The 20334-nt window shown below is 73.0% G+C and carries 21 protein-coding genes; 8 read left to right on the plus strand and 13 right to left on the minus strand.

All coding sequences use genetic code 11. From position 1 onward, the window contains the following. The 4 genes from QUE51_RS14435 (at window position 1) to QUE51_RS14450 (ending at window position 3879) form a co-directional block, all read left to right on the plus strand. Entirely contained in the window at window positions 1-1686 is a 1686-nt protein-coding gene (locus tag QUE51_RS14435) for a CoA transferase (protein ID WP_286277045.1), read from the plus strand. Further along, window positions 1613-2140 (plus strand): HNH endonuclease family protein, encoded by a 528-nt coding sequence (locus QUE51_RS14440; RefSeq protein WP_286279417.1) that lies wholly within the window; start codon window positions 1613-1615, stop codon window positions 2138-2140. Before QUE51_RS14435 ends, QUE51_RS14440 begins: the two co-directional genes overlap by 74 nt. After that, entirely contained in the window at window positions 2131-3126 is a 996-nt protein-coding gene (locus QUE51_RS14445) for an acyltransferase family protein (protein WP_286277046.1), read from the plus strand. Before QUE51_RS14440 ends, QUE51_RS14445 begins: the two co-directional genes overlap by 10 nt. A 117-nt stretch (window positions 3127-3243) precedes the next feature. Continuing rightward, a complete protein-coding gene (locus tag QUE51_RS14450) occupies window positions 3244-3879 on the plus strand; it encodes an FAD-binding oxidoreductase (RefSeq protein ID WP_286277047.1) in 636 nt (211 codons plus the stop codon). A 93-nt stretch (window positions 3880-3972) separates the two neighbouring features. Here the strand turns inward: QUE51_RS14450 and QUE51_RS14455 are convergent, their stop codons facing one another. The 4 genes from QUE51_RS14455 to QUE51_RS18255 all read right to left on the minus strand — a co-directional run bounded on the left by QUE51_RS14455 (window position 3973) and on the right by QUE51_RS18255 (window position 6912). Further along, the gene (locus tag QUE51_RS14455) at window positions 3973-4344 is read right to left on the minus strand and encodes a hypothetical protein (protein WP_286277048.1); all 372 of its coding nucleotides are present in this window, start codon (window positions 4342-4344) and stop codon (window positions 3973-3975) included. A 143-nt stretch (window positions 4345-4487) separates the two neighbouring features. Then, the gene (locus QUE51_RS14460; RefSeq protein WP_286277049.1) at window positions 4488-5507 is read right to left on the minus strand and encodes an L-dopachrome tautomerase-related protein; all 1020 of its coding nucleotides are present in this window, start codon (window positions 5505-5507) and stop codon (window positions 4488-4490) included. A gap of 44 nt (window positions 5508-5551) precedes the next feature. Then, a complete protein-coding gene (locus tag QUE51_RS18250; RefSeq protein WP_350226670.1) occupies window positions 5552-6166 on the minus strand; it encodes an MFS transporter in 615 nt (204 codons plus the stop codon). Further along, window positions 6067-6912: an MFS transporter gene (locus QUE51_RS18255; protein WP_350226782.1), complete on the minus strand. Its 846-nt coding sequence runs from the start codon at window positions 6910-6912 to the stop codon at window positions 6067-6069. Before QUE51_RS18255 ends, QUE51_RS18250 begins: the two co-directional genes overlap by 100 nt. A gap of 81 nt (window positions 6913-6993) precedes the next feature. On the opposite strand from QUE51_RS18255, the gene QUE51_RS14470 reads away from it, so the two are divergent. Beyond that, a complete protein-coding gene (locus QUE51_RS14470; RefSeq protein WP_286277051.1) occupies window positions 6994-9471 on the plus strand; it encodes a glycosyl hydrolase 2 galactose-binding domain-containing protein in 2478 nt (825 codons plus the stop codon). A gap of 96 nt (window positions 9472-9567) precedes the next feature. Here the strand turns inward: QUE51_RS14470 and QUE51_RS14475 are convergent, their stop codons facing one another. From QUE51_RS14475 to QUE51_RS14490, 4 genes are all read right to left on the minus strand, one after another. Then, complete coding sequence (locus tag QUE51_RS14475; protein ID WP_286277053.1) at window positions 9568-9783, minus strand: CDGSH iron-sulfur domain-containing protein; 216 nt, start codon at window positions 9781-9783, stop codon at window positions 9568-9570. A 10-nt stretch (window positions 9784-9793) separates the two neighbouring features. Further along, entirely contained in the window at window positions 9794-10816 is a 1023-nt protein-coding gene (locus QUE51_RS14480) for an iron-containing redox enzyme family protein (protein ID WP_286277054.1), read from the minus strand. A 21-nt stretch (window positions 10817-10837) separates the two neighbouring features. Next, window positions 10838-11977, minus strand: a complete 1140-nt coding sequence (locus QUE51_RS14485; RefSeq protein WP_286277055.1) for a baeRF2 domain-containing protein — start codon at window positions 11975-11977, stop codon at window positions 10838-10840. Window positions 11978-12233: 256 nt separating this feature from the next. Then, window positions 12234-12404, minus strand: a complete 171-nt coding sequence (locus QUE51_RS14490) for a CsbD family protein (RefSeq protein ID WP_286277056.1) — start codon at window positions 12402-12404, stop codon at window positions 12234-12236. Between the two features lie 189 nt (window positions 12405-12593). Here QUE51_RS14490 and QUE51_RS14495 point away from each other — a divergent pair, with 189 nt between their 5' ends. Beyond that, the gene (locus QUE51_RS14495; RefSeq protein ID WP_286277057.1) at window positions 12594-13376 is read left to right on the plus strand and encodes an MBL fold metallo-hydrolase; all 783 of its coding nucleotides are present in this window, start codon (window positions 12594-12596) and stop codon (window positions 13374-13376) included. 9 nt (window positions 13377-13385) lie between these two features. On the opposite strand, the gene QUE51_RS14500 is transcribed toward QUE51_RS14495, so the two are convergent. The 4 genes from QUE51_RS14500 to QUE51_RS14515 all read right to left on the minus strand — a co-directional run bounded on the left by QUE51_RS14500 (window position 13386) and on the right by QUE51_RS14515 (window position 18783). Beyond that, window positions 13386-14075, minus strand: coding sequence for a hypothetical protein (locus tag QUE51_RS14500; RefSeq protein ID WP_286277058.1), 690 nt, complete (start codon window positions 14073-14075; stop codon window positions 13386-13388). A 134-nt stretch (window positions 14076-14209) separates the two neighbouring features. Next, on the minus strand, window positions 14210-14497 hold the full coding sequence (locus QUE51_RS14505; protein ID WP_286277059.1) for a hypothetical protein: 288 nt from the start codon (window positions 14495-14497) through the stop codon (window positions 14210-14212). A 96-nt stretch (window positions 14498-14593) separates the two neighbouring features. Then, complete coding sequence (locus QUE51_RS14510) at window positions 14594-17923, minus strand: TM0106 family RecB-like putative nuclease (RefSeq protein WP_434017213.1); 3330 nt, start codon at window positions 17921-17923, stop codon at window positions 14594-14596. A 362-nt stretch (window positions 17924-18285) separates the two neighbouring features. Beyond that, the gene (locus tag QUE51_RS14515; RefSeq protein ID WP_286277060.1) at window positions 18286-18783 is read right to left on the minus strand and encodes a tetratricopeptide repeat protein; all 498 of its coding nucleotides are present in this window, start codon (window positions 18781-18783) and stop codon (window positions 18286-18288) included. A 67-nt stretch (window positions 18784-18850) separates the two neighbouring features. Between QUE51_RS14515 and QUE51_RS14520 the strand changes: the two genes are divergently transcribed. Both QUE51_RS14520 and QUE51_RS14525 read left to right on the plus strand, forming a co-directional pair. Then, complete coding sequence (locus QUE51_RS14520) at window positions 18851-19138, plus strand: YciI family protein (protein WP_286277061.1); 288 nt, start codon at window positions 18851-18853, stop codon at window positions 19136-19138. Window positions 19139-19249: 111 nt separating this feature from the next. Next, on the plus strand, window positions 19250-19855 hold the full coding sequence (locus tag QUE51_RS14525; RefSeq protein WP_286277062.1) for a Rho termination factor N-terminal domain-containing protein: 606 nt from the start codon (window positions 19250-19252) through the stop codon (window positions 19853-19855). A 3-nt stretch (window positions 19856-19858) separates the two neighbouring features. Here the strand turns inward: QUE51_RS14525 and QUE51_RS14530 are convergent, their stop codons facing one another. Further along, window positions 19859-20323 (minus strand): GNAT family N-acetyltransferase, encoded by a 465-nt coding sequence (locus tag QUE51_RS14530; protein ID WP_286277063.1) that lies wholly within the window; start codon window positions 20321-20323, stop codon window positions 19859-19861. Window positions 20324-20334 lie beyond the last annotated feature (11 nt).

The raw sequence follows: 20334 nt of genomic DNA on the forward strand, positions 1-20334 counted from the left end.
GTGACCGGGTTCCTTCCTCGCATCTGGGCCTCCCTGGAGCGGGACGACGCACCGCTTCGGTCGGTACTCTCCGACGGTTCCGAGGTGCTGCCGCTCCTGCCCTCCCCGCTGCCGGCGGGGCTGCTCGCCCACGACGCGGTGGCCGCCGTCGCCCTCGAAGCCGCGCTGCTGGCGGGAGAGGGCGAGCAGCCGATCCGGCTGGACCCGGCCCGCATCGCGACGGCCTACACGAGCGAGCGGCACCATCGCCTGGACGGGATCGTCCCCGACATCTGGGCTCCGCTCTCAGGCTTCTGGGCGACGAACGACGGCTGGCTGCGCACGCACGCGAACTACGCGCACCATCGGGACCGCCTCCTGTCCGCGCTGGGCCTCGGGGACGGCGCCGGCAAGGACGACCTGGCCGCTGCGCTTGCCGGGCTCTCGTCGAGGAGCGCGGAGGAGCGCATCGTCGCCCGGGGCGGGATCGCGGCCGCGGTCCGCAGCGCCGAGGACTGGGCGGCGTCGCCGCAGGGCACGGCGGCCGCGGAGTCCCCGCTCGTGACCGTGCGGAGGATCGACGAGGCCCCGCCCCGCCCTCACCCTGCGGGGCGGCCCGGACTGCCTCTCGCCGGCTGCCGCGTCCTGGACCTCACCCGGGTGCTCGCCGGGCCGATCGCGACCCGGACCCTCGCGCTCCTCGGCGCCGATGTCCTCCGCATCGACCCGCCGGCGCTGCCGGAGCCCGCCGTGCAGTGGCTCGACACCGGCATGGGCAAGCGGTCGACGCTGCTCGACCTCGCGCAGCCCGACGCACGCGCCGTCTTCGATCGGCTGCTCGAGGACGCGGACGTCGTCGTGACCGGCTACCGACCCGGTTCCCTGAGCGCGCTCGGCCTCGACCCCGAGCGGCTGGCGGCGCGGAGGCCGGGCGTGATCGTCGCCCGCCTGAGCGCCTGGGGGACCCGGGGGCCGTGGGCCGAGCGGCGCGGCTTCGACAGCATCGTGCAGGCCGCGACAGGCATCGCCGCCGTGTCCGCGGACGCCGCGACGGGGAGGCCGGGTGCGCTTCCCGCGCAGGCCCTCGACCACACGGCGGGATACCTCCTCGCCGCCGCGGTCCTGGCACTGCTGCGCCGCCGTTCAGAGGAGGGGGCTCGTGGCTCGCGGAGACCTCGCTCGCGCGCATCGCCGCCGAGCTGCTCGCGGCCCCGCGACCGATCGCGGAGCCGCGAGCGTGGCAGCCGACCCTGCGGGTACGGGAGTCGCCGAGCGGACGGCTCACCTACGCACTGCCCGCGCTTCCGCATCCGGGGGACTGGGACGAGGTCGGCGCGCTCTGGGGAGCGGCCCGGCCGGAGTGGCGTTGATTCCCTCCTCGGGACGCGCCGCCCGGTGCCCCGGTTCGGCCCCGCCTGCCGCCTAGCCTGGCGTCGTGTCCCGTCGCACTCGCACCCGCGTCGTGGTGGCGCCGGCCGTGCTGCTCGTCCTCGCGGCGATCGTGCTCGCGGGAGTCTGGGCGCTCGGCGGATCGCCCACCCCGACCGACGCCGCTCCCTGGTCGCCGTTCCCCACTGCCTCCGCCTCCGCTGCCGCCCCCGCCGACACCGATCTCCTCACCGCCATCGCGGCCCTGCCCGAGTCGGAGGCCGGCGACGTTCCCGGCTACGCGCGGGACCGGTTCGGCAAGGGCTGGAAAGACCCTGACCGAAACGGCTGCGACGCCCGCAACGACGTCCTGGCTCGGGACCTCACGGCGACGACCTTCAAGCCGGGCACCCACGACTGCGTGGTCCTGAGCGGGGAGCTCGACGACCCGTACACGGGCGCGCAGGTGCATTTCGTGCGGGGGAACGACACGTCCGAGCTCGTCCAGATCGACCACGTGGTCCCGCTCAGCTGGGCGTGGCAGCACGGGGCGGCGGCGTGGACCGACGATCAGCGTCTCCTGTTCGCCAACGACCCAGCCAATCTCCTCGCCGTCGACGGTGCGACCAACTCCTCCAAGTCCGACTCCGGACCGGCCGACTGGCTGCCGCCCGACGAGACGTACCGCTGCACCTATGCCGAGCGGTTCACCGCGGTCCTCGCGGAGTACGGGCTCGGCATCGACGAGCCGGATCGGACCGCCCTCGTGGCGGTCGCCGGCCGATGCGGCTGAGCCCTCCGGGGCTTCCGGACTCCCGCATCGCGGGTCTCGACGTGGCCCGCGGCCTCGCCGTGCTCGGGATGTTCGTCGCGCACGTCCTCCCGGACGGGCGCTCCGAGAACCTCGCGGACGGTCGATCGTCGGTGCTCTTCGCCACGATCGCCGGCATCTCGCTCGGTCTGCTCACCGGAGGACCGACACCGCCCGGCCGCGGGAGCAGGGCGCAGGCGGTGCAGCGGGTCGCCCTGCGCGCCGTCTTCCTCGTGCTGCTCGGGCTCGTGCTCTGGACGCTGGGCAGCGGCATCGCGATCATCCTCGACTACTACGGCGCGTTCTTCCTGGTGCTTCTGCCGGTGCTCTTCGCGCCCCGATGGGTGCTCGGAGCTCTCGCGCTCGCCTTCGTCACCGCGGCCACGGCCGTGCTGGCGGTCGCTCCGGACGATCCCCGGCAGCTGATCGGCGGGGACCTGCTGCTGTGGCTGCCCACCGAGTGGTTCGTGACCGGCTACTACCCGGGCCTGGTGTGGCTCGCCTACGTGCTCACCGGGCTCCTGATCGCCCGGTCCGACCTGCGCCGCAGGAGCACGCAGGCGGTGCTGGCGATCGCGGGAGCGGTCTCCGCACTGCTCGGCTACGGCGGCGCCGCGGTTCTCGGCCTCGACGCGTCGGCGCATTCGAACACCCTGGCCGAGGCCCTCGGCGCCGGCGGGCTGGCGGTCGCGATCGTCGGCGTGCTGAGCCTGATCACGCCGCCCCGCGCGGGAGTGCTCCGTCCGCTCCGCGATGTGGGCGCCATGCCCCTCTCGATCTACACCGCGCAGATCCTCGTCCTTGCGCTGTTCCGGGCGGCGCATCCCACGGGTGCCACCGACACGGAGGAGTGGGTGCTGCTCGCCGGACTCGTGGTCGGCAGCCTGCTGGTCGCGGCGGTGTGGCGGCCGCTTCTCGGCCGTGGACCGCTCGAGCGCGTGCTCGCCCGGCTGTCCGCTCCTGCCTGAGCCGCCTGCAACGCGGGACGCGCGGGGGTTGCAGACGAGTTGCACGGCCTCAGGTCCTTCCCGGGGCCCGGTCGCGGCCCGCCAGCATGGCATCACTCCAACGTCGAAAGGCTCGCCATGCGCTCAGCATCCCCGCTCCTGCTCGCCGAGCTCGACTCCGCCGTGAGCGGGCTCGTGTTCTCCGCCCCCGACCAGCGCTTCGCCGACCTGGTCTCCGGCCTGCCTCGCGGCCGCCGGCCGCTCGTCATCGTCGCGGCCGCCACCGCGGAGGACGTCGCCTTCGCCATGAGTGTGGCGGGCCGCCAGGGACTGCCCGTGTCGGTGCTGCCCGCGGGTCGCACGCCGGCCCGGCGCGGGGGCGTCCTCATCCTCACCACGCTGCTCCGGCGCGTGGAGGTGGACCCCGAGTCGTCAACGGCCCGCGTCCCTGCCGGCGCCGGGTGGGCGGAGCTGGTCCGGGAGGCACGACGCTACGGCCTGCGACCCGCGCCCGGCACGCGGGGCGCCTCCGCCGAGAGCCTGAGCGACGCGGAGGTGGTGGGCTACGAGGTCGTCACCCCGAACGGCCGTTTCGTGCAGGTGGACCCGATCGGGGACGCCGACCTGTTCTGGGCCCTCCGCGGAGGGCACGCCCAGCCGGCGACCGTCACCGAGACGCGCGTGCGTCTGGTTCCGTTCGAGGACGAGCGCTGGTCCGCGGAGGACGCCGAGGCCGTCGTGCGGGAGTGGTCGCGGGAGCTCGTTCTCTCCTGATCGGATCCTCCGCCAGCCGGCGAGCGGACGGGGCGCGCGTCCAGCCGGATGTGCGCCCCGTCCTCGTTCAGCCGGCTCGCCGGGCAGGCAGCCTCAGCGAGCGCCGCCGGGGTTCGGGACCGCCTCGAACTCCTGCCAGGCGCGCTCGTAGGCCTCCTGGTCCCGGGTCGTCTCGAAATACCCGTCGAAGATGGCCTTGTCGCCGTGCTCCGGCAGGTCGCCCCGCTCCAGCGTCCGCTTCGCGAACGCCGCGATCTCATCGTCCCGGTCGGTCTGATCGCCCAGCCACTGGGCGAAGCTCTGCGTCATCGCGTCCCCTTCTCGTCGTCGTCGTCGTGTCGCGGGCTCAGCCCTCGGCCTGCGACGGCTTCCTTCGGCCTCGAGCACCTCGTGCTCGTTCTGCGCGTCCAGGTCCTCGCCTTCGGCCTGGGACGGCTTGTTCTCGTCGGCGTTGTCTCGTTCCATGAGCACCTCCAGTGGATCGGGGTGGCCGGCTCAGCGCAGGCGCACCGGTCCCGCGCCGATGGCGACGCGGAAGAGGAAATAGGGATAGGTGCGGAGGTCCGCACCGCCCTGGTACTTGTCCTGACGGTGCAGCTGGTTCGCCGTCACGTACAGGTAGCCCCCGCGACCGACATCGTGTCGGGCCACAGCAGGCGGGGGTCGTGGACGAGCGTCTGCAGCTCGCCCGTGGGCAGGCGCCGGAGGACGGCGTTGTGCTCGTACGCCGTGGCGTAGAGGTTGCCGTCGGCGTCCGTCTCGAGTCCGTCGCTGCCGGTGCCCTTGTCGCCCTCGTCGACGACCGTGGCGGCCACCTCCTCGTCCGAGAGGCTGCGGTCGACGAGCGCGTCGGTGCTGACGGAGTACCAGTGCCGGGAGACGAGCGGGCAGTACCAGAGTCGCGCCCCGTCGGCCGAGATGGCGATGCCGTCGGCGCCCATGGCGACCTGGGTGCTCTCGCCCTCCGGGGTCCGCTCCGCGAAGACGCGGCCTTCCGCGACGGGCACCATCTCGGCGACGGTCAGCGCCTTCGTCGAGGGATGCTCGTGCAGCCGGCGCCACGCGTCACCCGTCGCGAGGTCGACGACGATGATCGCGTTGGGGCCTTGGTCGGACGAGTCGGTGATGTAGGCGACCCCTGCCTCGTTGCGGGTGAGGTCGAAGCGGACGTCGTTGAGATAGGTGCTCGGCAGGGCGACGTGCGGGTCGAACGTGATCACCTGGGCGACCTCGTCGGTCTCGAGGTCGACGCAGACGAGCTTCGGGCCGCCGGGCTGCGTGGGCTGGAAGAGCGGACTGCCGGTGTCGAGGATCCAGAGCCGGTCCGCGGGATCGACCACGATGCTCTGCACCGAGACGAGCGCCTCGGGATCGGCGTCGGAGGAGGGCGTGTTCCACTCGACCGACGGGTACGGCTTCGGCACGCCCGCGACGAGCTCGACCACGGTCGCGGAGACGTCGTCGCCCCACTTCGGATAGTTCACGAAGATGCGGCCGGAATCGGACACGCTCACGCCGGTCGGCATGGGGCCGTCGTCGAAGGTGTGCACCACCTCGAGCTCGCCGAGCGGGCGGTCGGTCGACTCGAGGCCGTTGTCGGGACCGGTGCCCCAGAAGCTGGTCGTCATGGTGGAACCTCCGCGCTCCACGCTAGTCCGGCCACGGCGAGCGATCAGGGCGCTTGCGGAGAGCTCTCAGGGCGTCTAATGCCCGCGAAGGATGCCGCCGCGGCGAGCAGCATGAGCACCAGGGTCACCAGCAGGGCGCGGTGCAGGCCCTCGACGCCGAGACGGGGGCCGACGATCACGCCGAGGAAGGCGACCGCGACGAGTCCCGAGATGCGCGCGACCGCGTTGTTGACCGCGGACGCGATGCCGTTCCGCGACGGCGGGATGGACCCGAGCACCGCGGAGGTGAGGGCGGGGACGGTCGCGACGAGTCCCAGGCCGAACAGCAGGAGGCCCGGGAGCAGCTGAGTCCAGAAGTCCACCGGGTCGCGGACGAGGAGCATCCACGCGAAGCCCGCCGCCGCGAGGAGCGGCCCGACCGTCATGAACAGGCGCGAGCCGAAGCGGCCCGCCAGGGACCCGGAGGTGCCGCCGAGGAAGATCGAGAACAGCGCGGGCGGCAGAGTGGCGAGCCCGGCGAGGGTCGCGGGGTAGCCGGCGACCTGCTGCAGGAACAGCGTCACCACGAGGGGCCCCAGCGCGAGCGCCGCATAGAAGAACGTGGTCGCGATGTTGCCCCAGCCGAAGTTGCGGATCGTGAAGAGGCTGAGGGGCAGCATCGGGTCAGGGGCACGCCGCTCCCAGAGCAGATAGGCGGCGAACGCGACGATGCCGAGGACGAGGGGCAGGTAGACGGCGGGGAGCTCCAGCCCAGCCGGCCCTGCTCGATCAGGGCGAACACGGGGCCGGCGAGGCCCAGCGCGCCGAGCACCGCGCCGACCGCGTCCAGCCGGGGCCGGTCCCCGGGCGGTCGCGGGTCCTCGAGGCGGCGTGCCGCGATCAGCGTGGCGGCGATGGGGAGCACGTTGATCGCGAACACCCAACGCCACCCGATGAGGTCGACGATCGCACCGCCGAGCACCGGGCCGGCGACGAACGCGGTGCCCGTCCAGGCCGTCCAGCGGCCGATCGCCGTCGACTGCGCGGGACCGGAGAACGCCCCCATGAGGATCGCGAGCGAGCTGGGCACGAGCAGGGCGCCGGTGAGACCCTGCACCAGGCGCGCCGCGATGAGGATCTCCGCGGTCGGGGCCAGCGCGCAGGCCAGCGAGGCGACGCCGAACCCGATCAGCCCGGCGACGAGCACCCGGACGCGGCCGAACGTGTCGGAGATCGACCCGGCCAGCAGGATCAGCGAGCCGAGCGTCAGGAGGTAGCCGTCGATGACCCACTGGGTCGTCACCACTCCGCCGCCGAGCTCCCGGACGATGGCGGGAAGCGCCACGTTGATGATCGACCCGTCGAGGAACGCGACGAAGCTCGCGAGGACCGTGGCGACGAGGACCCATCGTTGACGCGAATCCATGCGCACCTCCCGGGTCAGGCTAGCGCGCGGCGAGCCCCCGTCGCGTTGACCCGCCTCGGGGGTGTGGGTACGTTCTCAGCCGTGCCTCCGCTGCCCCGCCCGCCGCTCGTCCTCGACCTCGGGGGAAAGGGCTGGGAGGTCCGGGACGCGCTCGGCGACACGTGGGAGTGGTACATCCGCTCCGCCATCTCGGCGGGCAACAGCGTCGGCGCGGCGGTGGGGGCCGCGCAGGGGGCGCCCGGCTGGCTGCCCGCGACCGTGCCCGGATCGGCGATCACGGATCTGCTCGCGGCGGGGGAGCTGCCGGATCCCCGGGTCGCGCGCAACAGCCGCTTCGCCGAGTGGACGGCGACCCGCTCGTGGGTCTACCGCCGGGCGGTGGAGCTGCCCGAACCGGCGGCCGGTTCGAGCGCCGTGCTGGAGCTCGACGGGGTGGACCCGGGTGCGCGCGTCTTCTGGGACGGCGCGCCGCTCGGCGAGGTCCGTGGCCTGTTCCGGTCGGCCCGCGTCCCGGTTCCGGCGGCCGCGGGTTTGCACACCCTCGCGCTGGTCGTGGCCCCCGTGCCGGAGAGCGAGCCGCAGGTCGGCCGCACCGAGCGCGTGCGGGTGCACGCGCCGCGCATGAACTACGGCTGGGACTTCTGCCCGCCGTTCCCGAACCAGGGGATCTGGCAGGGGATCCGCCTCCGCGTCGGCCGGGACCTGCTCAGCGAGGTGAGCGTCCGCACGGAGCTCCGGGGCAAGGACGGTGCCGTCATCGTGTCGACGGACCGCGACGTGTCGACCGAGGTGCTCCTCGACGGGGACGTCGTGGCCCGCGGGAGCGCCGAGGTGCACGTCGCATCGCCCGAGCTCTGGTGGCCGGCGGGCCTCGGCGCACAGCGCCTCTACGTCGTGCGGGTCTCCACGCCGGACGACGAGCGCTTCTTCCGCGTCGGCTTCCGGTCCGCGGCGTTCGAGCAGAACCCGGGGGCACCGAAGGGCGCGCTGCCGTACACCGCGGTGGTCAACGGCGTCCGGGTGCCCCTGGTGGGCTGGAACTGGGTGCCGGCCGACGCGCAGTACGCCGCGGGGCGGACGCGGCTGGCCCACCTCCTGTCGCTCGCGGCCGAGTCGGGCGCGCGGCTGCTTCGGGTGTGGGGCGGCGGGCTGATCGAGACCGAGGAGTTCTACCGGCTCTGCGACGAGGCGGGGCTGCTCGTCTGGCAGGAGTTCTCCCAGTCGAGCTCCGGCGCGCAGAGCGCCCCCGCCGCGGACGATGCCTTCGTCGACTACCTGCGGCGCGAGGCGGAGGCGATCGTGCCCACGCGGACGCACCACCCGTCGCTGCTGATGTGGGGCGGGGGCAACGAGCTCGACGAGGGTGGGGTCCCGCTCGACGAGGACCGCTCGCCCGCGTTGGCCGCCCTGCGCGAGGTCGTGGAGCGGCTCGACCCTGGCCGGCACTGGGTGGCGACGTCGCCGACAGGACCGGCGTTCCACAACCGCCTCGACGTGATCGAGTCCGCGCCCGACGACCAGCACGACGTGCACGGCCCGTGGGAGCACCAGGGGCTCGTCGACCACTACCGGCTCTACAACGCCGGGAACTCACTGGCGCACACCGAGTTCGGCGTGGAGGGGATGACGAACCGGCGGGCCCTCGACCGCCTCGTCCCGGCCGCCGACCAGTGGCCCGCCGACCGGACCAGCGCGGTCTACCGGCACCTGGGCGACTGGTGGAACAACGCGGACCTCGTGCAGCGGGCGTTCGGCGGGCGCCTCTCCGATGTCGACGGGATGCGGCGTGCGAGCCAGTGGCTGCAGGCGACCGGGCTCGCGTATGCGGTCGAGGCCGACCGCCGGCGGGCGCCTCGGTGCTCGATGGTGCTGCCGTGGCAGCTGAACGAGTCGTTTCCCAACGCCTGGTGCACCGCCGTGGTCGACTGGCTGGGCGAGCCGAAGCCGGCCTTCGACGCGGTCGCGCGGGCGTTCCGAGGGGATCGCGTCACGATCCGGACCGACGCCGTGGCCTGGGGCGGCGGGGTCGCCTCGGCGGAGGCCTGGGTGTGGTGGGAGACGGGCCGGGGCCCCGGACGCGTCGCCCTGCGTGCCGTCGACTTCGCGGGTGCGCTGCTCGCCGAGACCACCTGGACGGTCGGGAGCGCGGACGACCCGCACCCGGTGGGCGGGCTGGAGCTCCCTGCCCCTCCCGGACTGTTCCTCTGGGAGGCGGAATGGGTGGGCGCCGACGGGGAGCGGATCGACGTCGAGCGACTGGTCGCGACAGGAGCCGCGGACTTCTCCGCGCTGCTCGACCTGGCACCGGCGACGCTCGAGCTCTCCCGGACGGGCGGCACTCTCACGGTGGCGCACGCCGCCGGCCCCGCGGTGGTCGGCCTGCGGCTCAGTGATGCGAGGCCCCTCGCGGCGGCCGGGCCGCTGCTCCGCTCGACCGGGGATCCGCGCCCGCTCCTGCCGGGGGAGACGCGCCAATTTCGCGTGGACGCGGCGAGCGAGGGCGACCTGATCCTCGAGGCCTTCAACGTTCCGCCGATCCGGGTGCCCGGCCCCCACTGACCGAATCAAGGAGAAGCGGGACACTCGAGACTCGACCATGCCGATCCGGGGCCCTCGGCGGCCGGATCTCCTTGATTCGGTCAGGGAGGCGGACGCCTAGCCGGTGCGGAAGCCGCTCGCGCGGTGGGTGCCGTCGCAGAACGGCTTGATCGTCGACAGGCCGCAGCGGCACAGGGCCACGGTCTTGCGGGTGCGGGGGACCGGCGTGCCGTCGGGCAGCACGATGTCGACGTCGCCGCGGACGAGGAACGGTCCGTCCGGGCAGGCCACGACCTGCGGGCCCTCGTTCCGCCTCGACGCGTGTCCGTCCACGAGCGCCAGACTACGCGCGCACCGGCGCCGGGACCCGGAGCGCACTGCGCCCGGCCTCCCAGGAGGCGAGGATGTGCTCGGCGGCGAGGCCGTCGACGAGGAGGGATGCTCCGGCGCCGAAGAGGATGTCGGGAATCAGGTCGGGGTCGCTCTCGGCGAGGCCGCCTGCCAGGTCGCGGGCGGCGATCTGCTCGTGCACCGCATCCGCTTCGACGTGCTCGTCGAAGTACCAGGTGACGTCCTCGTCGTAGCCGAGCCGGCGGAAGCCGTTGCCGTAGTTGCGGTTCGGGATCGAGGACGTCATCTCGAACGCGGCGAGGTGACCGACCGCCGCCCCACGCAGCCGCCGGTGCAGCCCGAAGAGGGACATCTGGTTGCAGGCGGCGAGGACGATGGCGGGCGCGGCGTCGAGGTAGGCGCCGTAGGTGTCGTCGAGCCCAGCGCCCCGGAGGGTGAGCGCGTAGATCGCGGAGTGCATTCGGCCCGGCCGCCCGCCCCCGTACTCGTCCGCCTGGATCTCGACGAGCGCCGCCTTGGCCCGGCCGCGCAGCCGCGGGATCGCGAAGGTGTGCGGGTCCGCCTCCTTGAGCGTGGACACCGAGCGCAGCATGAGGAACTCGTGCAGCTGCTCGTCGGTGGCCTGCTTGGCGACGTAGCGCGAGAGGCTGCGGCCGCCGCTCGGCGCGGTCTGGTCGAACAGGAGAGCGGCGACGGCGTCCGCCGTCGGCTCCGGAAGTGCCGGAACGGGCACGAGAGCGCGCAGCTGCTGCTCGAACGCCGCCTCGAGGTCGGCGCGCGCCGCGAGGAGACCCGGATCCCACTCCAGGTCGGCGACGCCGTCGAGCCCGCTGTACGCGAGCTCGTACAGGCAGAAGAGGGACAGCTGCAGGTCGTCGTCGGCCAAGAGATCCGGATCGGCGGCGAGGGCGGCCCCGACCGCGGACGCGAACTCCTCCCGGGAGTCGGGTGTGGGGCTCTCGAGCAGGGCGAAGAGGCGGGAGCTGACTTCGCCGCGCGCCGAAGGGATTCGCATGCCGGAACCCTATCCCGGCCCTCAGCCGCCGGTGGGCGCCGGGGCGCTCCAGCGCAGCAGCGCCGCGACTCCGGACGCGTCGCCCAGCTGCGGGCCGGTGACGAGCCGGATCGAGGCGTCGGTGAGCGCTGCCGCGCGGAGCAGGGCCTCGGCCGCCGGCACCTTGCCGAGAACCTGCGCAGGCGCCGCGTCCTCGGGCGCCGTGGCGACCCACGGCTCGGCGTCGAGGGCGAGGAGCGTCCGCTCCTCGAGGGCCCCCGGGTCGAGGAACAGCACATCGACCTGCGCCTGGCGCGCGGCGTGGACGACGTTGCCGACGCCGTGCTCCGCGGCGCCGCCCTCGCGGCCGAGCTCCTGGCGCAGCCGGTCGAGCTCGGCCGTCCGGTCGGCGGTGAGCAGCCGGTCGAGCTGCTCCTCCACGAAGCGGTCGAGGGTCTCGCGAGACGCGCCTGCGCCGCGGGTGTTCGCATCCAGCTGCGCGACGAGCTCGCGGCTGCGCGGCGACAGCTGGCCGACCAGCAGCTGGCGGGCGTTGACGTCGCCCGCGACCACGAGGAGGCGGGGACGGTGCTCGAGGACGAGCGGCTCCACCACGGCCGCCAGCTCGGTCTCCGTCTGCTTCCAGATCTCCTCCACGTGGTGCTGGAGCCGCAGGTGCGCCCATCCGCCGCCCGGGATCTTGTGCAGGGTGTCGACGCGTCCCTGGACCTCCTCGGTGTGCTCGGCGCCGACCTGCGTGGAGCGGAAGACCCCGACCTCGCCGCCGTCGCGGGAGGTCTCGACGACGAGGTACACGAACTCGTCGGGACGGGTGCGCAGGAGCGGGACCAGCCGGGGGATCGGGCCCGCTTCGGCGATCTCCGGACCGTTCGGCGCTCCGGGCGTGAGGAGGTTGCAGACCAGCTCGCCGTCGCGCATGAGCACGAAGCGGGTGACGGGGCTCGGCATCCCGTCGGTTCCCTCGAGCGCGTCGGCGAGCTCGGCCAGCTGGGGGCCGGCGACGCCCGCCTCCTTCAGCCGATCGAGCACCGACCGCCGGCGGGCCTGCGCGACGCCGCGCGGATCGGCGGTGTCCATGGACGCGTCGGTGTAGACCGTCACCCAGGTCCCGGGCTTGCGGAGATCGTCGACCAGGTCGACGAGGGGAGTGCGTTGCGGCATGGCGGTTCTCCTTCGCGGCTCGGCAGGGTCAGGCGCGGTCGCGGTCGCGGTCGGTGCCGTGACCGGACACGGGATCCCCCTTCGATGGTGGTCGTTCCCACGCTAGGACGGCCCCGCTGCCGCGGAAGTGCTTTCTCAGGCGGCGGTAAGAATCGGTACCCCCGGCTCCGCGACACCGCGGCGGAGGCTCGCCCGCGACGCCCCGGAAACGACGAAGGGCCACCGTTGCCGGTGGCCCTTCGTGGTGCAGCAGGGGTTACTTGAAGACGTCCTTGACGTTCTCGCCCGCCTGCTTGAGGTTCGCGCCCGCCTGGTCGCCCTTGCCCTCGGCCTTGAGGTCCGGGTTGTTGGTGGCGTCGCCGATGCCTTCCTTGGCCTTGCCCTTGGCTTCTTCGGCCGCGTTCTGGATCTTGTCTCCGATGCCCATGGCGTCTCCTGACTCTCGTTCTTGCGGAACATTCCTAGCCTGGCCGCGATTCCTGGAAGCCGCCTGAAAGCGACGTGAGAGCTCGGGACAGGTGCATCAGCGCCCTGACGGACCCGCGGGGGTCCTGCAACCCCCTCGTCCCCGCCGAGGCGCCGCAATAGCGTGAGGCGCACGACAGAAGGAGCGGGGATGACGCAGCGCACGCGGACCGAGGAGAACAAAGGCCCCCAGCTGACCCGGAATGTGGCGCCCGGCATCCACCGGCTCGCCCACGCCTTCGTCAACTGCTACCTGGTGGAGGAGGGCGACGACGTCACCATCGTCGACGCCGCCCTGCCCGCGACGTGGCCGGTGCTCCTGCGCGCGCTCGAGGCGATCGGGAAGCGTCCCGCGCAGGTGGCGGCCCTCGTGCTGACGCACGCCCACTTCGACCATCTCGGCTTCGCCCGGCGCATCCAGACCGAGTGGAACGTGCCGGTCTGGGGTCACGCCTCCGAAGCGTACATCGCCCGCCACCCCTACCGGTACGCACACGAGGCGCCACGATCGCTCTATCCTCTCCGGCACCCGAAGGGCATCCCCGTGCTCGGTGCGATGACCGCGGCCGGCGCGTGGCGGGTGCCGGGGGTCGAGGACCTCAACTACTTCGCGCCCGGCACGGTGCTGGACGTCCCCGGCCGGCCCTCGGTGGTGTTCTCGCCGGGCCACACGTTCGGCCACTGCGCGCTGCACTTCCCGCAGCGCGACGCACTGCTCTCCGGTGACGCCCTCGTCACGCTCGACCCGTACACGGGCGGCAGCGGCGCCCAGATCGTCTCGAAGGCGGCCACCGCGGACAGCATGCAGGCGCTGGCCTCGCTCGACTCGCTGGAGGCCACGGGTGCGTCGATCGTGCTGCCCGGCCACGGCGGCGTGTGGCGGCAGGGGATCGCGTCGGCGACACGCCAGGCTCGGGCCGCCGGAGTGTCCTGAGGTCGAGCCTCAGGTCTCGATCCGGTCGGGAACCGCGTCCGGCAGGGCGTCCACCAGGCCCGCCACGGCCGCCTCGGGTGAGGTGTTCCGGGCGGCGGCGTAGCGGCGGAGCCGGTCCGCCGTGGCGCCGGTCAGGGTGACGGTGACCCGTCCGGTGACCGCATCCCGGAGGAAGAGGCCGAGGATCGGCAGCGCGACGGTGCCGAGGGCGTCGAGGATGGCGACCGCGCCGAAGATCCGCCAGTAGAGGTCTCCGGCGGCATCGCCCGGGACGGCGCCGTCGGTGGCGATGGGCAGCACGATCATGGCGGCGGCCAGCGCGACGAGGCCCAGCGTGACGAGAAGCCCGGCGCGCAGGACGGTGTGCCGTCGGCCGCTGAGGAGCAGGAGGAGGTTCGCCTGCGCGAAGGACACCGCCAGGATGGAGGCGATGCCGAAAGCCCGGAAGAGGCCGCTCAGGTCGCTGCTTCCGCTGTTCCAGATGAGGATCAGCCCGAGGAGGAACGCGATCGCGGTCACGGCGAGCCCCAGGATGCCGACGATGCGCACCGGACGGCCGGCCACGGCGAGGTGGCAGAGGGCGGCGATCCCGACCGCGCCGGTGAGGAGGGTCGTCAGCAGTACGCGGCCCTGCGTCTCGCCGAACTCGCCGCTGAACAGGGCGAGGATGCCGAGAAGCGCGGCGACGACGAGTGACACCAGAACGGCCGCGACGGCGGCCCGGCGGAGCCCCTGATGGTCCGGCGAGTCGGGGTGGTCGTGGTGCCCGGTGCTGTCACAGGCGAAGACTAGTGAGCCCCGGTCGCGCACGGAACGGCCGGGGCTCCGCAGCGCTAGGCGTCGCGGCTGTCGGCGGCGTCGGTCTCCGCCCCCAGCCCCTCCTCGGCGTCCGCGAGGTCCTCGTCGACCGGCAGCTCGTCGTCGGCGGGCAGCTCCTCGGACGCGCCGGGCTCGGTGCCGAGGCTCGCGGTGTCGACGTTCACGCCGACCGGGCGGTCCGGATGCGTGGGTTCGGCGGCCTCGAGGTCGTCGGTGGTGGACGCCACGGCGGCCACCGAGGCGACGGTGGGCCGCTGCTCGACCTCGGTGTCCGCCGGGCGGTTGCTGTTCGGGGTGCTCATGCTGGTTCCTCTCGTCGGCGGATGCTCTCCTCGACTCAAGCCCGCCGCGTCGGCGGCGGCAAGGGGTTGCGGGCCGCCGCGCCAGGAGAGGAGCCGCTACGGCACTGGCTGGAGCTGAGCGGGCGTCGGCTCGTCCGCCGTGGACGCCGTGAGCCGCAGGAAGCCGGCGAGCTCGGCCAGCCCCTCTGCCGTGGTCGGCAGGAACTCGCCGAGGGCAGGGGAGTGGACGAGGTACGCCGCCCACTTCGCGCGGGAGATGGCGACGTTGAGGCGATTGCGTAGGAGCAGGAACGCGATGCCCCGCGGCACCTCGTCGGCGCTGGAGGCGGTGAGCGAGACGATCGCGACCGGTGCCTCCTGGCCCTGGAACTTGTCCACCGTGCTGACCGGGGTGTCCCGGAAGCCCGCCTCGTCGAGCCGGCGCCGGATCAGCTCCACCTGGGCGTTGTAGGGCGCGACCACGATCACATCGGCCGGCCGCAGCGGGTCGGCGACGCGCCCGACGGACTCGTCGGTCCAGGGCAGGCCGACGTGCGCCCGGACCAGCTCGAGGACGCGCTCCGCCTCCTCCGGCGACTCGGTCGCGTTCCCCGCGGACGGCACCGGCACCGAGTGCAGGCCCGGATCGACGCCTTCCAGCACCCGATCGGTGGTCTCCGGGACGCGGGAGGTGAGGCGGCCCTCGTAGGAGAGGTCGGAGACCGCTGCGCACAGTTCCGGGTGCATCCGCCAGCTCTGGTCGAGGAAGTAGCCGAAACCCGCGGGCAGCACGTCGTGCCCGTCTGAGAGCCAGCCGAGCGCCGACTGGTCGACCGGCTCCGGATGTAGCCCCTGGCTGACCTGGGGAAGCTGCTGCGGGTCGCCGAGGAGCAGCAGCTTGCGCGCGCTGGTCGCCACGGCGATCGTGTTGGCGAGGGAGAACTGCCCCGCCTCGTCGATGACGAGCAGGTCGACGCCGCCCCGCGGCACCTTCTTGGGATTGGCGAAGTCCCACGCGGTGCCGCCCAGGACGAAGCCCCGCCGCCGCTCGGCCACCACGAAGTTCATCACCTGCTTGTTGTCGGTGAGCACCGTCCACTCCGGCGGCGTCTCGTAGCCGCGGCTCGGCGCCTTCTTCGCCACCCGGGCGGGGTCGACTCCGAGCGCCACGATCTTGCGGAGCAGGTTCTCGACCACCTCGTGCGACTGGGCGACGACGCCGATCCGCCTGCCCTGTTCGAGGAGCTTCGCGATGACTCCCGCGCCGACGAAGGTCTTGCCGGATCCGGGAGGCCCCTGGACGGCGAGGTAGGAGAGGTCGAGCCGGATGAGGCTGCCGACGATGGCGGTGACGGTGTCGCCGCCGACGACGGGGTCGAGAGTTCCTCCGTCACGGAACCGCGGGCGGTTCCGGCGCAGGAGGTCGAGCGCGGGCCCCTGCGCGAGCTCCGGCAGTCCGTCGGCCAGCTCGCCACCCCACTCGAGGATCGCGGCGCGTTGGGCCGCGGTGGGGATCGGCCGGGCGGGTGTCAGTGCGATCGGCAGCTCGGTCCAGCCGTCGACGCCCTCCCCGGCCGTCTCCTCGAGGAGCACCTCCGTGCCGTCCTCGGTCTCGGCCACGGAGAGCACCTCGGTGCTGTCGTGCTCCCCGCGCTGGCCCTCGGGGACCGGCGGGCAGCCGAGCGGGACCGGAGAGCCGTACATGATGTGCGGCTGTCCACCGACCTCGAGCCGGCTCGCGGGAGCGAGCCGCCCGCGCAGGCGCAGGATGCGACTGTCGGACTTCTTCTTGCCGCGCAGCTCCCAGTCGGAGACGACCTCGGCCGACTCGACGACGAGCACGTCGCGGGAGTCGGCCCACTCCTCGAGCGGCGTGATCTCCCGGTTGAAGTGCTCCCACCAGTACGTCTTGTCCTCGCGGCGGTGGTACTCGATGGCAGCCGCGGCCAGCGCGATCGCCTGCTGGTCCGGCGTGCGGTCGAGCGCGGCGATCCCCTCGATCGCGCTCAGCAGCCGGTCCCGCACGCGGTCCTCCTGGCGGCCGATGTAGCTGTCCCGCGGCTCGTCCACCATGGGTACCCGGCGCCGGCCGATGCCGGCCTCGTCCGCGCGGGCGAGCAGCCAGTCGCGGAGCCGGAGCGTGGAGACGCAGTCGTAGCGGTTGTATTCCTCGATCTCGGCGAGCTGGGCGGCGGCCTCCTTCTCGCGGCCGGCGTCGCGGAGGAGCGTGTAGTCGACGTAGGCGACGATCGAGTCCGCCGCGTTGGTGACGTCGCTTGCGCGCAGCTCATCGCCCATGTAGAGCGGCTCCAGCTTCTTGAGGCTGTAGGAGCGCTCGGAGATGCGGATGCTGTGCATGACCACCGGGTAGAGGTCGACGAAGACGTGCTCCCGGAGGAGGTCGTCGAGCATCGCCTCCCCGACGCCGTGCCGGGCGCAGAGCTGCTGCAGGTGGCTCCGCTCGTAGTCGGCGTAGTGGTAGATGTGCATGCCCGGGAAGCGCGTGCGCCGTTCGGTCACGTAGCCAAGGAAGTCGAGCAGCGCCTGCTTCTCCTGGGCGCGGTCGTGCGCCCAGAACGGGCGGAAGTGCTCCCGCTCGCCGTCGTGGTCGATCACGCCGAACAGGTACTCGAGGCCCCAGAAGCGGGTGTCCCCGTCCGTCCAGAGCGGGTCGCCCTCGAAGTCGAAGAAGATGTCGCCCGCGTCGGGCTCCGGAAGGGCGGCGAGGCCCGCGGTGTCGTGCACGCGGTAGCGGACCTCGGGGCGCTCGTCGGGCCCGTGCGGCGGCGCGGACAGCTGCATGCGCGCCTGGTCGCGGAGCTTCTCGAGCGTCGCCGAGCCGATCCCGTCGATGTCGCCCGTGCTCGAGGCGAGCTGGTCGATCGTGGTGATGCCCGCGTCCGCCAGGCGGCGGCGCTGACCCGCATTGAGCCTTGCGACGAGGAGCACGTCGCGGCTCGCCTCCACCTGCTCGGCGCACGTGGCGCAGCGACCGCACGCGGTGTACCCCGCGACGCCCCAGGCGATGGGAGCGGGGTCGGCGACGCGCGCGTCGACCATCTGCAGGAGGCGAGCGATGCGGTCGCGGAACACGGGGAGGATGTCGGCGAGGCGGTGCGTCGAGGTGCTGCCGTCGCCCAGCAGCAGGTGCACCTGCGGGCCGACCGGGATGCCCAGCGCCTCGAGCTGGACCGCGTAGGCGGCGAGCTGGAGCAGAGCCGAGATCTTCGCCTTGCGGGCGAGCTTCGTGTCGTAGACCTCGTACACCCAGCCGTCCTCGGTCTCGGTGCGGACGAGGAAGTCGGCGAAGCCGACGAAGCGGCCGTCATAGAAGGTGCCCTGGAAGACGACGTCGGCGCCGTCCCGCATGGCCTGCACGGTCGCGGCCATGGCGGCCCGCAGCGCGTCGGCGTCGGTCGACGGCTCGGGGCGCGCGATCTCCGCCACCCCGCCCGGGAGGCCGGGGAGTGCTCGCCGAGCCGGGCGCGGTACGCGGCGAGGGCGTGCTCCTCGTGGGTGTTGCCGAGCACGGCGGCGCGCGCCATCATGGCGTCCTCCGGCTCCTCCACGGCGGGGATCCGGCCGAGCTTCGCGTCGAGCAGGCGCATCAGTGCCCACTCGCAGCTCACGGCGGCGGTGAGGTCGCTGGCGCTGTAGTGCACCACCTCGTTGCGGACGAACATCCGGCCCCCTTCAATCCACCCGGAACCGTACCAGCGGCCTCCGACAGGCCTACCACGGGGCGTGTGTCGCAACCGTGCGGACGTGTCGCATCGGTCCGCGGTTGCGACACGTCCGCACGGTTGCAGTCAGATCCGGTCGCTGCCGCTTCCCCGCAGCTCGCCCGCGTACGCCCGCACCGAGCGCGCGTACCGCGGCAGGTGCGCGGCCAGCGCCTGCAGCGCGACGCCGACCGCTTCCCGCTCGCGGCCGGCATCCACGAGGCACAGTGCCAGGAACGCACGCACCGCGTCGTCCAGTTCGTCCGACACCGCGCTCTGCTCAGCCTCGAGCAGCGCGGCCCCATCCGCGGCCCTGCCAAGGTTGCGGAGCGAGCTGGCGAGCTGGATCACGGCCTGGCGTCGCCGATCCTCGCCGAGCCCGGCCGCCAGCGCGCGCTCGTAGAGCTCGACCGCCTCCGCCTCGTGGCCGGTCGAGTCGAACGCAGACCCCTGCTCGTACAGCGCCGCCGCTTCCGGCCCCTGCGGCGCGAGCTTCGCCAGAAGGGCGAGGAAGCGCTCGTCCCCGAGCTCGTCGAACCGCTCCCACGCGTCGGCGATCCGCTGCTCCCACTCGACCACGTCCACCGGGCTCATTCTTCCCTGTCGGGGGATCGCCGGAGCGCCCGAGCACGAGCCCCGGTACTCTCCCCGCATGTACTCCGTGTGCTTCTACACGGTCGCGAACGCGGCCCTGGTCCCGGACGTGTACCCGCGCCACCGCGCCTGGGTCGACGAGTTCGCCCGCGGGGGAGGCATCGTCGCGATCGGCAACTTCGGCAGGCTCGAGGAGGGGGCCATGAGCGTGTTCCGCTCACGCGAAGCCGCCCAGGAGTTCGTGGCCCGGGACCCGTTCGTCGTCGAAGGGGTCGCCGTCGCGTCCCCGCTGCGCGACTGGACGCCGCTGGAGTACGACTCGAGCGGTGCCCGCACGGACGGCTGATCGCCGCCTGGCAGGGTTTCGGATCGTGACACGGCCGTCCCCCTTCCGCTGGAAATCTGCCGAGAATGGGCAAGATGGCTGTTCTTGCTGTTGACCGTTGAAAGGAATCTCGTGGCTGCCGACACTCAGGACAAGGAACGGAAGCCGGGCGTGCTCGCCTCGCTGAAGGGTGCCTGGCGCAAGGTGGCCGGTGCGCGTGCAGGCGGCGCGACGCAGGAGACGCCGACTCCGGCCGAGCTGCAGACCTCCGTCGACGAGGCGCCTGTTGCCGCGTTCGCTGAGACGCCTGTCCCGCACGTGCAGGCGGCCGAGAGCTCACCCCAGGTGGACAGCTCCGCGCCGACCGAGCCGAAGCCCGCGCTCGAGGCATCCGAGGAGCGGCAGGCCGCGGTGAAGACGACGCCGGAGACTGCCGCCGAGACCTCGTCCGAGTCGGAGCCGGTGTCGGAGCCCCTCGACGTGGCGGCGCCCACGACCACCAAGCCGAAGAAGGCCGCCAAGACCGTCCCGGCCCAGGATCCGGTCGTCGGCGAGAGCACTCCGGCTCTCGGCGGCGCCTCGTCGCCGTTCATCGCTCCGGTGACGACGGAGGCCGGCCCCGACACCTCGTGGACGGTCGCACAGCTCCGCTCGCTGGCCAAGGAGCGCGGCGTGCGCGGGTACTCGTCGATGTCGAAGTCGCAGCTGCTCGGCTCGCTCGGCAACCCTCAGGCGTAGCGCTCAGGGCGCGGCCGGCAGCATCCTGCTGAGGTAGACCCTGCGGAAGCCGTCCTCCTCGGCGCGCGCGGTCTCGCGATAGCCGCGACGCTCGTAGTACGCGAGGTTTTCGGTCATCGCCTCGTTGGTGTACAGGTCGATCCGGTGCAGCCCGAGCGCGAGCGCGTGCCGTTCGACCTCGGCGAGCAGGCGTTCACCGATCCCCGTGCCCTGGACCTCGGGGTCTACGGCGAGATTGTCGAGGAGCAGTGAAGTCGGACGCGGAACCGCGATCGCGACGCCGGCGATCCTTCCGTCGAGCTCGGCCACCCACCCGGTGCCGACCAAGAGGACCGCGCGGTAGTCCTGGTCCATCGGCGCGGGACGGCGCCCGATTCGGCCGACGTACGGGGCGTACGCGAGCTCGACGAGGATCCCGACCTCTCCGGCATCGGCCGGCGTGGCGGCTCGAACGCGAACTTCGGGCACGAGCCGATCCT

It is taken from the genome of Naasia aerilata (genome assembly GCF_030296595.1).
Taxonomy (GTDB): Bacteria; Actinomycetota; Actinomycetes; order Actinomycetales; family Microbacteriaceae; genus Naasia; species Naasia aerilata.